Genomic DNA, 14,257 nt, shown 5'->3' on the forward strand with positions numbered 1-14,257 from the left:
GTCGTTCATGGCTTGGGATGCGAAGCACGCCTGCGCCGACTTGCTCGGTCGGGTGCGTTCGCTGAATCGGCCGCACTTCGCGCCCCGCATCGATGAAACGGCGGCGCATATCGCCTGAAGGATGGTTCGATGTTTTGGTTTCGGGGAATCAAGCGACTTTCGCGCAAACCCGCTGCGCGGCCGGCTTCACTGGAAAGACATGGCCGTCGAGCAATGAAGCCGGTTTAAAGCGGCATCGCGCCGAATCAATGAAAGAACACCGGCGCGAACGGCCGGTGCGGGGAACGCGACAAAGGCGCTCCAGTTTCCCGGCTCACCGGAAAACCTCGCGCATCATGCAATGATGCGCGGGCCATGCCTTTACTCGGCTTACTTCGCGATCAGGAAACGATCGCGATTCTTTGCATCGCGAATCCACAGCGGCGCACGGCCACGGCCCGACCAAGTTTCACCGGTCTTCGGATTCTGGTATTTCGCTTCGACGGCGCTGGCAGGCTTGGCGGCCTTGCCGGACTTCGCGGCGCGCTTGCGGCCGTAAATCTGATCTTCAGTAATGCCAAATTCGGCAACGAGGCCGCGGATTTGCGCGATCACGGCTTCCAGTTCGGAAACGCGCGCGGCTTCGGTGCGCTCTTGGAGAGCGTCGAGTTGCGCCTTCAGTGCCTTGTAATTTTCTGCCATTTTATGACTCCCTTTTTTAGATGCAATTGATACGGTCGAGCAATCCCGTCATTGCTCGCCGGCAGTATAACGCTTGATAAACGCCATACGCTAACATCCGGCGTATTTATCCGGTGTGCGATGCGCCGCATTTGCCCGTGATTCCTGGCATGAAGCATGCGCCAATCGAATCGGCCACGGCGGTTTTCTTTGCGATGCGAATCAACGGCGGCGGCACCCGGCGCGACGTGCCCGAAATTGAAAGCGTTTTAAAGGAATCGATGGCACGCGATAGACGGTTTTGAATCGCCGTTCAATCATTCCTATGCAGAAAAGACCACGGCCGCAATGCCGTCGATCTGGGTAAAGCTGCGCACGAAGCGATAAGGCTGATCGCCAATTCGAATGTCGTTGCCGCCCGATGAAGTCAAACCAAGCATGTCGTCGGCCAGCGCCACCTCGAGCGTGCCGATCTTTTTCAATTCTTCGCGTGGTTCGGCGGGATCGCCCAGGTACACGGTACAGACGTTCGGCGCGTGACGCATCATCACCACGCTGGTGGCCTTGTCGAGGGCGCGTTCCAGATAGTCGGCCAGCGCCAGCAGCGATTCGGGTGCGCCAGTACCGGTGGTGCCGCCATGCGCTGCCTGATCGTTTTCCATGATGTTGACCTCCCGGTCGAATCGGTTGCCGGATGCGGATGCGGCTCAGCGCGGCCAGCCGGTGGACACAGTATGGCCTGTCTTTGTCGCGGCGAAGGCAAGGCGGCAACGATCAGCGCATGAAAGCGCCGGGTTGGGGAAAAAGCAGCGGGAAAACAACGGGAAATCGGGCTGACGCCGAATGGCTGCTACCGGACTTGCCGCGTCATGGATTCGAATTCCATAACAAAAAGTAAAAAGTCCTTGTACCGGCCATTGGATAACATCCATCACAGACATGAATCGCAGCGCGATAGAATCATCCATCACGCAGAAACGCAGGCGTTTCCCCCGCCCCATTGCAGAGCGTGGGCCGATTGCGACCTGCTGTCGTGACCCTGGCGAACGGATCGCCGCGCAGCCCGGAACGCCGCGCCCAATCCATTCGCAGTCCGCAGTATGCCGAATGCGCCGACACCGTACATATCCAGACAGGAATCTTCAATATGCAAACCAAGCCGTTCATCGCCCTTGAAGACGCAACCCGTGTTCTCGCCGCCGCGCGCGCCGAAGCGGAAGCCAACAAGTGGGCCGTATCGATCGCCGTCGTCGACGACGGCGGCCATCTGCTCGGCATGGTGCGCCTCGACGGCTGCGCGCCGATCGGCGCGGAAATCTCGATCGGCAAGGCGCGCACCTCGGCGCTGGGCCGCCGCGAATCGAAGGGCTACGAAGACATGGTCAACGGCGGCCGCACGGCCTTCGTCACCGCGCCGATCCTGACCACGCTCGAAGGCGGCGTGCCGCTGATCGTGGACGGCCACGTGGTGGGCGCCGTCGGCGTGTCCGGCGTGAAGCCCGCCGAGGATTCGCAGATCGCGAAGGCCGGCGCCGCCGCCCTCGCCTGAGCGGCCCCGGCCCGCCTCGAGACGCAGCGCCGCCGCTTCCCACCGACCGACCGCGGCGCCCCACCCGATTTTTCAATCAGGAGCAGACCATGACGGACATGACCCAGCGCGACAGCCTTCGCGTTGCCGAGCATCTCGCGCAATTCATCGAAACCGAAGCGCTGCCGGGCACCGGCATCGCGGCGGAAAACTTCTGGCGCGGCTTTGCGTCCCTCGTGCACGAGCTCGCGCCGAAGAATCGCGCGCTGCTCGCCGAGCGCGACCGCCTGCAGGTGGAACTCGATACGTGGCACCGCGAGCATCCGGGCCCGGTGTCGGACCTGAAGGCCTATCGCAGCTTCCTCGAAAGCATCGGCTACATCGTGCCGCCGCCGGCCAGCTCGAAGGCCACCACGGCGAACGTGGACCTCGAGATCGCCGAACAGGCCGGCCCGCAGCTCGTGGTGCCGCTGTCGAACCAGCGCTACGCGCTGAACGCGGCCAACGCGCGCTGGGGCAGCCTGTACGACGCGCTGTACGGCACCGACGCGATCGACGAATCGAACGGCGCCGAACGCTCGGCCCAGTACAACCCGAAGCGCGGCGCGCAGGTCATCGCCTTCGCCCGCCGCTTCCTCGATCAGGCCGCGCCGCTCGCACACGGCACGCACGCCGATTCCACGAGCTACCGCATCGAGAACGGCAAACTGTTCGTCGAACTGAACGGCAGCACCACCGGCCTGAAGGATCCGGCGCAACTGATCGGCTTCCAGGGCGACGCCGCCGCGCCGTCGGCGATCCTGCTCAAGCACCACGGCCTGCATTTCGAAATCCAGATCGACGCCAACGATTCGATCGGCAAGACCGACGCCGCGCACGTCAAGGACGTGCTGATGGAAGCGGCCGTCAGCACCATCATCGACTGCGAGGATTCGGTCGCGGCGGTGGATGCCGACGACAAGGTCCAGCTCTATCGCAACTGGCTCGGCCTGATGGCGGGCAACCTCACCGAGGAAGTGACGAAGGGCGGCAAGACGTTCACGCGCCGCCTGAACGCCGACCGTCAGTACACCGGAACGAACGGCGACACCGTCACGCTGCATGGCCGCTCGCTGCTGTTCATCCGCAACGTCGGCCATCTGATGACGAACCCGGCCGTGGTCGATCAGGAAGGCCACGAGATTCCGGAAGGCATTCTCGACGGCGTCGTCACCACGCTGTGCGCGCTGCACGACCGTACCCACAAGCTCAACTCGCGCACCGGCTCGATCTACATCGTCAAGCCGAAGATGCACGGCCCGGCCGAAGTGGCGTTCGCCAGCGAGCTGTTCGGGCGCATCGAGGACCTGCTCGGCCTGCCCCGCAACACGATCAAGATGGGCATCATGGACGAGGAGCGCCGCACCAGCGTGAACCTCGAAGCGTGCATCGCGCAGGCGTCGCAACGCGTGGCGTTCATCAACACGGGCTTCCTCGATCGCACCGGCGATGAAATGCACACCTCGATGGAAGCCGGCCCGATGATGCGCAAGGGCGACATCAAGTCGAGCAAGTGGATTTCGGCCTACGAGCGCAGCAACGTGCTGGCGGGCCTCTCGGCCGGCCTGCGCGGCCGCGCGCAGATCGGCAAGGGCATGTGGGCGATGCCGGACCTGATGCACGCGATGCTCGAACAGAAGATCGCGCATCCGAAGGCCGGCGCGAACACCGCCTGGGTGCCGTCGCCGACCGCGGCCACGCTGCACGCGCTGCATTACCACGAAGTCGACGTTCAAGCCGTGCAGAAGGAACTCGAAAAGACCGATCTCGCAAGCCTGCGCGACGAACTGCTGAGCGGCCTGCTGACGATTCCGGTCGTCGCGAAGGCCGAGTGGAGCGAAGACGAGATCCGCAGCGAAGTCGAGAACAACGCGCAGGGCATTCTCGGTTACGTGGTGCGCTGGGTCGATCAGGGCATCGGCTGCTCGAAGGTGCCGGACATCCACAACGTCGGCCTGATGGAAGACCGCGCGACGCTGCGTATTTCGAGCCAGCACATCGCGAACTGGCTGCGTCACGGCGTGGTGTCGGAGCAGATGGTGCGCGAGACGCTGGAACGCATGGCGGCCGTGGTCGACAAGCAGAACGCCGGCGACCCGAGCTACCAGCCGATGGCGCCGAACTTCGACAAATCGCTCGCGTTCAAGGCGGCCACGGCCCTCGTGTTCGAAGGCCGCGAGCAGCCGAGCGGTTACACCGAGCCGCTGCTGCACGCGTTCCGTCTGCAGAAGAAGGCCTGAGCGGATTGCGCCGATACGCGGCTGAAGCCAGGCCGCTGAAGTGACCGAGCACCCCGAAGCGCTGGACGCGAGTCCGGCCTTCGGGGTGTTGTCATTGGCGGCTCACGGCGCGCGACGCGCGCCGTTCACTCCGCCATCTGCGCGAGGTGCCAGGCCTCGGTGTCGTCGTCGGCCGGAAACATGCTCTCGATGCGCAGCTCCTGTGCGGCGATGCTCTGCGGCGTGCCGACGGTCGCCACCATCGAGAAGTATTGGACGACGCGGCCGTCGATCTCGAAGCCGATCGGAATCACCGGTATCGCCGCGGATTGTGCGGGCGCGCTGCGCAGCCGCCAATCCGCCGGCACGCCGGGATACGCAAGCAACGCATCGAGCAACTGCCGCGTGCCGTCGTCCACCACGTTCGCCACCGCCTCGCGCTGCACGCGTTGCAGCATCGCGCAGGCCACCTGCGGCCAGTCGTGCACGAAGGGCCGCAGGCCGTGCGGATCGAACAGCAGATGGAGCAGGTTGCGCGGGGCGGGACGCGCCGCCAGATCGACGAAGCGCCCGAAGAAGCGCGGCGCGGCGGCGTTGGTGCTCAGCACGTTCCAGTAGCGGTCCATCGCGACCGCGGGGAACGGCGCGTGCTGCCGCAGCATCCGGTCGACGGCGCGCGCCACGGCCTGCATCTCCTGCGCATTCCACACCGTGTCGGGAAACAGCGGCGCGTAGCCGGCGGCCAGCAGCAGGCCGTTGCGTTCGCGCAGCGGCACGTCGAGCGTCTGCGCGAGATCGAGCAGCGTCTGCCGCCCCGGCACGCTGCGGCCGCTTTCGATGAAGCTGATCTGCCGCTGCGACACGCCGGCCTCGTACGACAGGTCGAGCTGGCTCACGCCGCGCACGTCGCGCCAATGGCGCAGCAGGTCGCCGAGCGCGGTCGGCGGGCGTTTCGTCGGCGTGGAAGCGGCGAGATCCATATCGGTCAGTCCTGCGAAGCGATGCCCGCACGATACCGGCTTACGCCGGGGCGTGCCAGCGATGGGCGTCGAACGGCGCATCGAGCGGCGGCTGCGCCACGCTGCCGGTGTAGTTCGTGACGGTGGAGGCGGCCACCACGGCGATCGTTTCGAGCACCTGTCCGGGCGCGAAACCGGCGTCGAGAAAGCGCTGAAGCTCGGCGTCGCCGAGGCGGCCGCGGGTTTCGATCAATCGCCGCGCGAGCGTCGAGAGCGCGTGGCGGCGCGCATCGCCGGGCGCGCCGCCGGCGCGGATCGCGTCGACCTCGGCCTGCGGCACGCCCTGTTGCAGCGCCAGCACGCTATGGAACGCCACGGCCCATTCGCAGCGGTTGGCGACCGCGTTGGTCAGCAGCAGCGTCTGGATTTCGGCTTCCGAAAAGCTGCCGGCGTGCACGTTGGCGAACAGGCCGACGAAGCCGTTGAGCAACACGGGCGAGCCGGCGATGACGCCGGCGATCGCGGGAATCGTGCCGAACGCGGCGTGCAACTGTTCGAGGGCGGCGACCGAAGCGGGCGGGGCCGAGGCGAGCGTATGAACGGGGAAGTGAGACATGGTGGCTCCTGGGTTCGTCGCGTGGCGGGGTTGCCGCGCGATGAACCCAGCTTAGGGTCGCGGGCGCAGCCGGCCAATTACATGGGAGGTAATCGGCCGGCCGCGCCGGGCGGTCAAGCCGCCGTGGTTTGCGGCTCCGCCGCGCGCCGCGCACGGCCCGGCGGCAGCTTCGATTGCCGGTAGATGCGTTTGGCCATCTCGAGGAACGCCGTCATCGCGCTCGACACGTAGGTGTCCTCTCGGCGCACGAACATCGTTTCGACATGCGCCAGCTCGCGCGGCAACCGGTGGATCGCCACGTCGCCCGAGGTGGCCGCGTCGGCCACCACGCCCTTCGGCAGCAGCGTGATGCCCACGCCGGCCGAGACGCAGTTGACGATCGCGTCGAGCGAGCCGAATTCGAGCGGCTTGGCCACCACCACGCCGATCCCGGCCAGGAACGCGTCGAGCCGCTGGCGATACGAGCAGCCGGCCTGGAACACCACGGTTTTCAGATCGCGCTGCCCGGCCAGCTCCTTCAGCGAACGGATCGCCGGGCTGGTGACGAGCACCAGTTCCTCGGCGAACACCGGCTCGACATACAGGGCCGGATGCTTGACCGGCCCGGCCACGAACGCGCCGTCGAGCCGGTAATCGATCACGTCCTGCATGAGGCCCGCGGTGGTGCCCGAACTGACCACCAGCCGCACGTCGGGCCAGGTGCGCGCGAATTCGGTCAGCAGCGGCGAGAGGCGCAGCGCCATGGTGGTTTCGAGCGTGCCGAGCGTGAGCGTGCCGGACGGCTCGCCGGTGTCGGTGGCCGCCGCGCGCGCCTCGGACACCAACTGCGCGATCTTGCCGACGAACGGCAGCATCCGCTGCGCGGCAGGCGTGACGGTGACGCCGCGCGCATGGCGCTGGAACAGCGTCACGCCGAGTTCGTCTTCCAGCGCGCGGATGCGCGCCGTGACGTTCGACTGCACGGTGTGCAGTTCGGCCGCGGCCTTGTTCATGCTGCCGTGACGGGCAACGGCTTCGAGGGTCTTGAGATCGGCCAGGTCCATGATCTGGTGGCGGCCGTGCCGCCGCGAAGGATGATCGACGCCACGATTGTAGCGATCCGCCCGGCGCACCGGGAAACGAGAATTCAGCATAACAGCTATCTGAATGACAGATAGCCCCTATCTCGACAATTCAGTTCTGTGGATCAGTGATCGCGCGTAACCTCCAGCTATCGAATCGAGTGAAGGAACCCGCGTCATGCACCGCGCCGCCGACTCCTCCGCTCACGCCACGCGCGCGGCGCGCGGCGCGAGCGTCGCCCGGGCCACGTTGTCCGGCTTCTGCGCCAGCCTGATCGGCATCGGGCTGGCGCGCTTCGCCTATACGCCGCTGCTGCCGGCGATCGTCGACGCGCACTGGTTCGCGCCCGCGCTCGCCGCCTATCTCGGCGCGGCGAATCTGGCCGGTTACCTGGCCGGCGCCCTGACAGGCCGCCAGGCCGCCGCGAAATTCGGCGTGACCGCCACGCTGCGCACGATGATGCTGCTCGCGACGCTCGCGTTCGCGGCCTGCGCGTTTCCGGTGTCGTTCGGCTGGTTCTTCGCGTGGCGGTTCCTGGCCGGCGTGGCCGGCGGCGCGCTGATGGTGCTGGCCGCGCCCACGGTGCTCCAGCATGTGCCGGCGTCGCGGCGCGGGCTGGCGAGCGGCGTGATCTTCATGGGCGTGGGGGTTGGCGTGATCGCCTCGGGCACCGTGGTGCCGCTGCTGCTGCAACGCAGCCTGCAGGAGGCGTGGCTCGGCCTCGGCGTGCTGTCGCTGGCGCTGACCGCGATCGGCTGGAGCGGCTGGCCGCGCGAGGCCGCGCCGCGCGCGAAGCCGGTGCAGCATCGCCCCGTCAAGGCGACGCGCACGCTGCGCGCGCTCTACGCCGAATACGCGCTGAACGCGGCCGGCTGGGTGCCGCACATGATCTTCCTGGTGGATTACGTGACGCGCGGGCTCGGCCAGAGCCTGCAGGTGGGCGCGCAATACTGGGTGCTGTTCGGCATCGGCGCGACGCTCGGGCCGGTGCTGGCCGGCGCGCTCGCCGACCGGATCGGCTTCGGCAACGCGCTGCGGCTCGCGTTCGTGCTCGAAATCGGCGGCGTGGCGATCCCGGCGCTCGGCCTGGGCCCCGTGTGGCTGATGCTGTCGAGTGTCGTGGTGGGCGCGTTCGTGACCGGCACCGTGCCGCTGATGCTCGGCCGCCTGCACGAGCTGCTGGCGCATCATCCTGCGCAGCGCGACCCGGCATGGCGCACCGCCACGGTCGGCTTCGCGCTGTTCCAGGCGCTGGCCGCCTACGGGCTGTCGTTCGTGTTCTCGCACAACGGCGGCGACTACCGCATGTTGTTCGCGATCGGCGCCGCCGCGATGATCCTGGCGCTGGCGATCGACATCGTCGCCGCCGCCACGTCGCGCCGCGACTGAGCGCCCGCTTGCCGCGCTTCCCCCTTTAACCGGCCCCGGAGATCCGTCTGCCCATGTCCCATCCCGCCGCCGCACCCGCCCCTCGCCCCGAACCGACCGCCGCGCCCGCCGGCGCGGGCGGCTACGCCGAGCGCAACGCGCGCTATTGGAAGCGCAATCTCGCCGTCTGCGTGTTCGGCTCGTTCACCACGCTGGTCAGCCTCAGCATGCTGCTGCCGTTCCTGCCGCTGTACGTCGAGCAGCTCGGCGTGACGTCGCCGGCCGCCGTCGTGCAATGGTCGGGCGTGGCGTTCGGCGCCACGTTCTTCGGCACGGCGATCACCGCGCCGCTGTGGGGCCGGCTCGCCGACCGCTACGGCCGCAAGCCGATGCTGATCCGCGCCGCGATCGGCATGGCGGTGGTGATGTCGCTGATCGGCGTGGCGCACAGCATTGCGCAGCTCGTCGCGCTGCGGCTCGCGGCCGGGCTGATCGGCGGCTACGCATCGGCGTCGATCGTGATGGTCGGCACCCAGGCGCCGCGCGAGCGCGCCGGCTGGGCGCTCGGCGTGCTGTCCACCGGCGCGCTGGCCGGCAACCTGGTGGGGCCGCTGGTGGGCGGCTTCCTGCCGGCGCTGGTCGGCATCCGCGGCACGTTCTTCGTGGGCGGCGCGATCATCGCCGCGGCCGCCGCCGCGACGATCCTGCTGGTGCGCGAGGATTTCGACCGCAGCCGCGACGTGCGCGCCAAGGCGGCGCGCGGCACAAACGCCGGCGCAGGCGCGTCGGCCGGCGCCGATACAGGCCGCCGCGCCGCGCTCGGCGTGCTGCTGCTCACCGCGATGATGGTGCTGCTCGCGAACATGTCGATCGAGCCGATCATCACCGTGTATATCGGCCAGCTCGGCGTGCCGCACGACGATCTGGCGCGCACCGCCGGCATCGTGATGGCCGCCTCGGCGTTCGGCAGCATGCTGACCGCGCCGCGGCTCGGCGGGCTGGCCGACCGCGTCGGCGGCTGGCCGGTCATCATCGGCTGCCTGCTGGTGACCGGCCTCGTGATGCTGCCGCAGGCGTTCGTCACGCACTGGTGGCAACTGGCGCTGCTGCGCGGCGCGATGGGCATGTCGCTGGCGGGGTTGCTGCCGTCGATCGCCAAGCTGGTGCGGCACGCCGTTGACGAGCATTCGTCGGGCAGCGTGCTCGGCTACCTGCAATCGGCGCAATTTTCGGGTCAGCTCGTCGGGCCGCTGCTGGGCGGCCAGATCGGCGCGCACGTGGGCCTGCACGCGGTGTTTTTCGTGACGAGCGCGCTGCTGGTGCTGTGCGCCGGGTTGAACGGCTGGATCCTGGCGCGCGGCAAGGCCGCCGGCAACCTGCTGCGCTGAAGCGCAAGTTCGGCCCCCTGCGCCGGACATTTTTTTCCGGCTTGGCGAACGACTATTGACGTGCGATAACCGGGTTATCCCTAACCCCCGGAGCCCGACGATGGCCACGCTAGAGGCGTTCCGCTCCGTGCTCGACGACACGCGCACGCCGGAAATCATCCGCAACCACATCATCGATTCGCTGCAATACACGCTGCGCAATCACGGCCAGATCTTCACGGCGAAGGAGATCGAATGGCTGAGCACCTGGGACGACCCGCGCATTCCGCTCGCCGCGCGCAAGGAACTCGCCAAGCGCGAACCGGCCTCGGCCGGCGCGCACTGACCGGCGCGTCGCGGTCAAGCGGCGCGGTTTTGGCCGCCGCAAAAGACAACGCCCGCGCATGCGCGGGCGTTTTTCATGGGGAGCCGGTTGGCTCCGGCCCCGTTTCGGTCGGCGCTTACTTCAGGCCGAAATCCACGCGTGTGGTCGCGCCCTTGTCCTCGATGCCCTTCGCGTCGAGCTTCGGCGCGACGATGAACATGCGGCCCGGATCGACCTTGCCGTCCAGATACTGCCGCACGGCCTGGGCACGCTGCTGGGCGAGCGCGCGCAAGCCCGCGTCGTCGGCCGGCGCGTGTGCCTCGAGCGCCTGCCTCATGTCGGCTTCGGGCAGCGTCTTCTGCATGCCGATCAGGTTGCGCGGCTTCTTGAAATCGGCCGCTTTGTAGGCTTCGGTCAGGTATTTGAGGTATTCGTCCGGCGCGACCTTGACCGTCATCGGATCGACGCTCTCGCCCTGCCCCACCACCCCCTTCAGCTTCTGCACGCGCACCAGCCGTTCGACATAGGCCTCGCGCAGGCCCGGCAGGTCGCGCGCGGGATCGACGCGGCCGGTCAGGTCGAGCCGGATCGACGGCTTCTGGGCCAGCAGTTTCGAGATCGTGTCGAGCTTCTGCTTCGAGGCGTCCGTCAGCGTGGCGAGGCCCGGCGCGAATTCGACGTAGCCGAGTTCCTCGCCGTTGCCCCCGAACGCGCTGGCCAGCAGCGAGAACGGCGCCGTGACGGCCTTCTTCAACAGGTTCAGCACCGCGTGCCAGATCAGCCCGCCCACGCTGAACTCGGGGCTCGACAACGATCCCGACACCGGGATGTTCACGTCGATCTCGCCGCGCGAATTCTTCAGCAGCGAGATCGCGAGCCGCACCGGCAGCCGCGTGGCCGTGTCGTTGTCGATGTGATCGCCGAACGTCAATTGATCGATGAAGATGTGGTTGTTGGCGCTTAGTTGATCGTCCGCGAGCTGGTAATGCAGATCGACGTTGAGCTTGCCCTTCGTGATCGGGTAGCCCGCGTACTTGGTCGAGTACGGCGTGAGGTTGGTCAGCTCGATGCCGTGCGCCGAGGCCGTCAGGTCCAGCGCCGGTTTCGCGATCAGCGGATTCACCGAGCCCTTGATCGAGATCGGGCCGTTGCCTTCGAGGCTCGCGGCCACGTCCACCGGCGCGCTGTCGCGCGATTCGGTGCCGAACGCGCCCACCGTGCCCTGGATGTCGACCAGATCGGCCGTGTAGTTCGGCTTGATGAAGTTGTCTGTATACGTGACGCGGCCGCCTTGCAACACCAGTTCGCCAAAGCGCATCCGCACCGGCTGGCTCGGCGGCTCGGCGGCCTTGACGATCGCCGGCGCCGAGGCCGGCAGCGGCGCGCTCGCCGAATTGCTGGCCGCGGCCGTGTCCGACGCCGGATGCGCGCTCGCTGCCTCGACCGCCGACGCCGTGGCCGACGCCGCCTTCGCCGCGCCGGGCGACAGCGCCACCGGCTGCGCGCCGCTGGCGTCGCGCGTCAGCGATTGCGCCGGGCCGGTCTGCTTGGCCACCACGTCGCTCAGGTTCAGGCGGCCTTGCGCATCGAGCAGCACGCGCCCGTAGAAATTCGCGAACGTCACGCGCGCGGCGTCGACATCCACGCCCTGCGCGCTGTCGTAATTCGCCTTCAGGTTCGACAGCGCCAGCGAACGCCAGCCCGCGAACGGATCGGACGTGGCCTTGTCGAGCATCCGCACGTCGACCAGCGCGACGTCGCCGCGATAGGCGGCCTTGGTGGCCGCCTTGTTCTGCGACACGGCCAGATTGCCATTCGCATTGAGCAGCGCGCTCGCGATCGTGGCGTTCAGCGCGCCGCCGAAATACGGCTCGAAGGCCGCGGCGTCGAGCCGGTTGCCGTCGATGCGCAGGTGGGCGTTGAGCGGCGTGGCCGTGACGTCGCCCGTCACAGCGAACGTGCCCTTGCGGTTCAGCGTCGTGCGCAGCGAGAGCGGCAGCGGCTTCGACAAGTCGTCGGTGATCGGGCCGACCTTCACCTGCAGCGGCGCAAGCGCCAGCTTGACCGGGTGCGGCGTGGACAGATCGGTGAAGCCGGCCTTCGAATCGGTCAGGTTCAGCTCGCCGATGCGGTAATGCCAGGGCGCGGCGGCAGCGGCGGCGGACTTGCCGCCTTCGTTCGCCGCAGCCGGCACCGGCCGCGCGGGCTTCGTGGGCGCGGCCAGCGAAGCCAGATCGATCTCGCCGTTCTTGAGCCGCGCCGCATCCACGGCGAAGCCGTTCACGTCGACGCTGGCGATCTGCGCGTCGCGCGCGCCGACGTCGATGCGCTGCACGTTCACCGTCGCCTTCTGCAACGCCAGCACCGGCGCCTTCGCGTACGGCGCGCCGACCTTCAGCGCGCTCAGCGTCAGCCTGCTCGGCCCGACGTTCGCCGCGAACGGCGCCTTCGACCAATCGGCGAATGCATCGACCGAAGCGCCGAGCTTGCCGTCGATCAGCTTGGCCGACGTCGCGCCCGACAGGTACGGCGCGAGCGCCGGCAGCGCCAGCGCATCGAGCGTCAGATGGCCGCCCGCCTGCTGCTGCGCAAGGCTGAACGCGCCGGCCGCGCTGAACGCGCCGCCTTGCGCCAGCGTGGTGGACACCCAGAACTTCGCCGGTTGGCGGCCTTGCAGCGTGAAGCCGGCCAGCGTGGTCTTGAGGTTCGCCAGCGTGAGCGCTGCCGCGGGCGACACCGCGGCGTCGCTGACGTGGATCGTGCCGTCGTCGATCGCGAGGCGCGCGATCGTCAGGTCGAGCGGCTGGGGTTTGGCGGCTTGCTGGGTTGCGACGGCGGCGGCGCTGGCTGCGCTCGCCGGCGAGGCCGCCGGCTTGTGGGCCGCGCCGCCCGGCTCGGACGCCGCCAGCTTCTGCACGTTCAACACGCCCGCCGCATCGCGCGACAGCGTGACGACCGGCTGTGCAACGCGAATCTCGCTGAAATGCAGCACATTGCGCAGCGGTTCGAGCGACGCGGCGGCCAGATGCAGTTGCCGCGCGGCGAACAACGGCCGGCCGGCCGGATCGGTCACGTTCGCATCGGCCAGATCGACGGTGCCCGACACGCGCAGCGCGGGCGCCTTGTCGTCGATCGAGAAGCGCACGGCCAAGTCGCTCGACAACCGGCCCGACGTGACCGCCACCGGCAGCTTGACCGGCGAATAGGACAGCAGCTTCGGCACGTCGAGGCCGTCGAATTTCAGGTTGATTTCCGACTCGCGCGACTGCGCGAACGGCTTGGTTCGGCCGTCGATCGCGATCGGGCTGCCGTCGAGGCGCAGCTTCAGCGTGGGCTGCACGAAAATGTCCGTCTTGGACGGCAGCGTGGCGACGAACGGCACGCCGAGCGACCATTGATCGATCGTGTGTGCGGCGCCGAGCAGACGATCGTCGAAATCGATGCGCCCGTTCGTCACCTGGATGTTCGACACCGAGAAACGCGTCGGCCCCGACGACGACGGCGCGGACGGCTTCGAGAACTTGTCGACGATATCGCTGAAATTGAAGCGTTGCGCGTCGTAGCGAACGATATGAAAGCGCGGCGCATCGATGCGCACTTCGTCGACGATCGGCGCGCCGCGCAGCAGCGACGACCACGCCGGCCGCACGGTGAGCTTGCCGATATCGACGAACGGGCCCTGGCCGCCGCGCTCGCCGATATGCACGCCGTCGGCCTCGAGCCGCAGCGTGTAGGGGTTCAGCGCGATTCGCGCGATGCTGGCCGGGCGGTCGAGCTGGCGGCTCAGTTGCTGTTCGGCGACATGGCGGATCAGCGGCGGCGCGGCGAAGAAGCCGAGCAGGCCGAATACGATCAGGAACGCGACGATACCGATCGCCACGCGCTTCGTGCGGCGCGAGCGCGCCACGCCGCCAAGCCGCTGCGCGACGGAGGAACGGGGTGCTTTGGGCTGGTTTTTCTGGATGCTGGACATGCGGAGTGCCGTTGTGACGACGGCGGATGCCGTCTGCAAAATCGGGACGGGAAGCTGAGCTTTCGGAAGTATAGGCGGTTGGCGGGGAACGGCGATGTCGGGAGGGAGAGAAGGGGCGGAGAGAGATCAAGGGGAGACGGG

Annotated in this window: 12 protein-coding genes; 6 read left to right on the forward strand and 6 right to left on the reverse strand. The window is 67.9% G+C overall.

From position 1 onward, the window contains the following. Window positions 1-369: 369 nt before the first annotated feature. Window positions 370-681 carry an H-NS histone family protein gene (locus G3N92_RS01355; RefSeq protein WP_206125647.1) on the reverse strand — a complete coding sequence of 104 codons (312 nt, stop codon included), beginning with the start codon at window positions 679-681 and terminating at the stop codon, window positions 370-372. 149 nt (window positions 682-830) lie between these two features. Between G3N92_RS01355 and G3N92_RS35300 the strand changes: the two genes are divergently transcribed. Continuing rightward, a complete protein-coding gene (locus G3N92_RS35300; RefSeq protein WP_277396129.1) occupies window positions 831-965 on the forward strand; it encodes a hypothetical protein in 135 nt (44 codons plus the stop codon). Between the two features lie 18 nt (window positions 966-983). Here G3N92_RS35300 and G3N92_RS01360 read toward each other — a convergent pair whose 3' ends face one another. Next, the gene (locus G3N92_RS01360; protein ID WP_206125648.1) at window positions 984-1,322 is read right to left on the reverse strand and encodes a hypothetical protein; all 339 of its coding nucleotides are present in this window, start codon (window positions 1,320-1,322) and stop codon (window positions 984-986) included. Window positions 1,323-1,807: 485 nt separating this feature from the next. Here G3N92_RS01360 and G3N92_RS01365 point away from each other — a divergent pair, with 485 nt between their 5' ends. Both G3N92_RS01365 and G3N92_RS01370 read left to right on the forward strand, forming a co-directional pair. Continuing rightward, a complete protein-coding gene (locus tag G3N92_RS01365) occupies window positions 1,808-2,209 on the forward strand; it encodes a heme-binding protein (protein WP_206125649.1) in 402 nt (133 codons plus the stop codon). An 89-nt stretch (window positions 2,210-2,298) separates the two neighbouring features. Further along, entirely contained in the window at window positions 2,299-4,467 is a 2,169-nt protein-coding gene (locus G3N92_RS01370) for a malate synthase G (RefSeq protein ID WP_206125650.1), read from the forward strand. A 125-nt stretch (window positions 4,468-4,592) separates the two neighbouring features. On the opposite strand, the gene G3N92_RS01375 is transcribed toward G3N92_RS01370, so the two are convergent. From G3N92_RS01375 to G3N92_RS01385, 3 genes are all read right to left on the reverse strand, one after another. Next, a complete protein-coding gene (locus G3N92_RS01375; protein WP_206125651.1) occupies window positions 4,593-5,426 on the reverse strand; it encodes a helix-turn-helix transcriptional regulator in 834 nt (277 codons plus the stop codon). A gap of 40 nt (window positions 5,427-5,466) precedes the next feature. After that, complete coding sequence (locus tag G3N92_RS01380) at window positions 5,467-6,021, reverse strand: carboxymuconolactone decarboxylase family protein (RefSeq protein WP_206125652.1); 555 nt, start codon at window positions 6,019-6,021, stop codon at window positions 5,467-5,469. Window positions 6,022-6,134: 113 nt separating this feature from the next. Next, entirely contained in the window at window positions 6,135-7,064 is a 930-nt protein-coding gene (locus tag G3N92_RS01385) for a LysR family transcriptional regulator (protein ID WP_206125675.1), read from the reverse strand. A 196-nt stretch (window positions 7,065-7,260) separates the two neighbouring features. Here G3N92_RS01385 and G3N92_RS01390 point away from each other — a divergent pair, with 196 nt between their 5' ends. The 3 genes from G3N92_RS01390 (at window position 7,261) to G3N92_RS01400 (ending at window position 10,164) form a co-directional block, all read left to right on the forward strand. Next, a complete protein-coding gene (locus G3N92_RS01390; RefSeq protein ID WP_206125653.1) occupies window positions 7,261-8,472 on the forward strand; it encodes a YbfB/YjiJ family MFS transporter in 1,212 nt (403 codons plus the stop codon). 53 nt (window positions 8,473-8,525) lie between these two features. Next, on the forward strand, window positions 8,526-9,839 hold the full coding sequence (locus G3N92_RS01395) for an MFS transporter (protein ID WP_206125654.1): 1,314 nt from the start codon (window positions 8,526-8,528) through the stop codon (window positions 9,837-9,839). Window positions 9,840-9,939: 100 nt separating this feature from the next. Further along, the gene (locus tag G3N92_RS01400; protein ID WP_206125655.1) at window positions 9,940-10,164 is read left to right on the forward strand and encodes a hypothetical protein; all 225 of its coding nucleotides are present in this window, start codon (window positions 9,940-9,942) and stop codon (window positions 10,162-10,164) included. 115 nt (window positions 10,165-10,279) lie between these two features. Here the strand turns inward: G3N92_RS01400 and G3N92_RS01405 are convergent, their stop codons facing one another. After that, on the reverse strand, window positions 10,280-14,116 hold the full coding sequence (locus tag G3N92_RS01405) for a DUF748 domain-containing protein (RefSeq protein WP_206125656.1): 3,837 nt from the start codon (window positions 14,114-14,116) through the stop codon (window positions 10,280-10,282). Between the last annotated feature and the right edge of the window lie 141 nt (window positions 14,117-14,257).

Origin of the sequence: Burkholderia sp. Ac-20379 (genome assembly GCF_017104645.1) — a bacterium.
GTDB lineage: Bacteria > Pseudomonadota > Gammaproteobacteria > Burkholderiales > Burkholderiaceae > Burkholderia.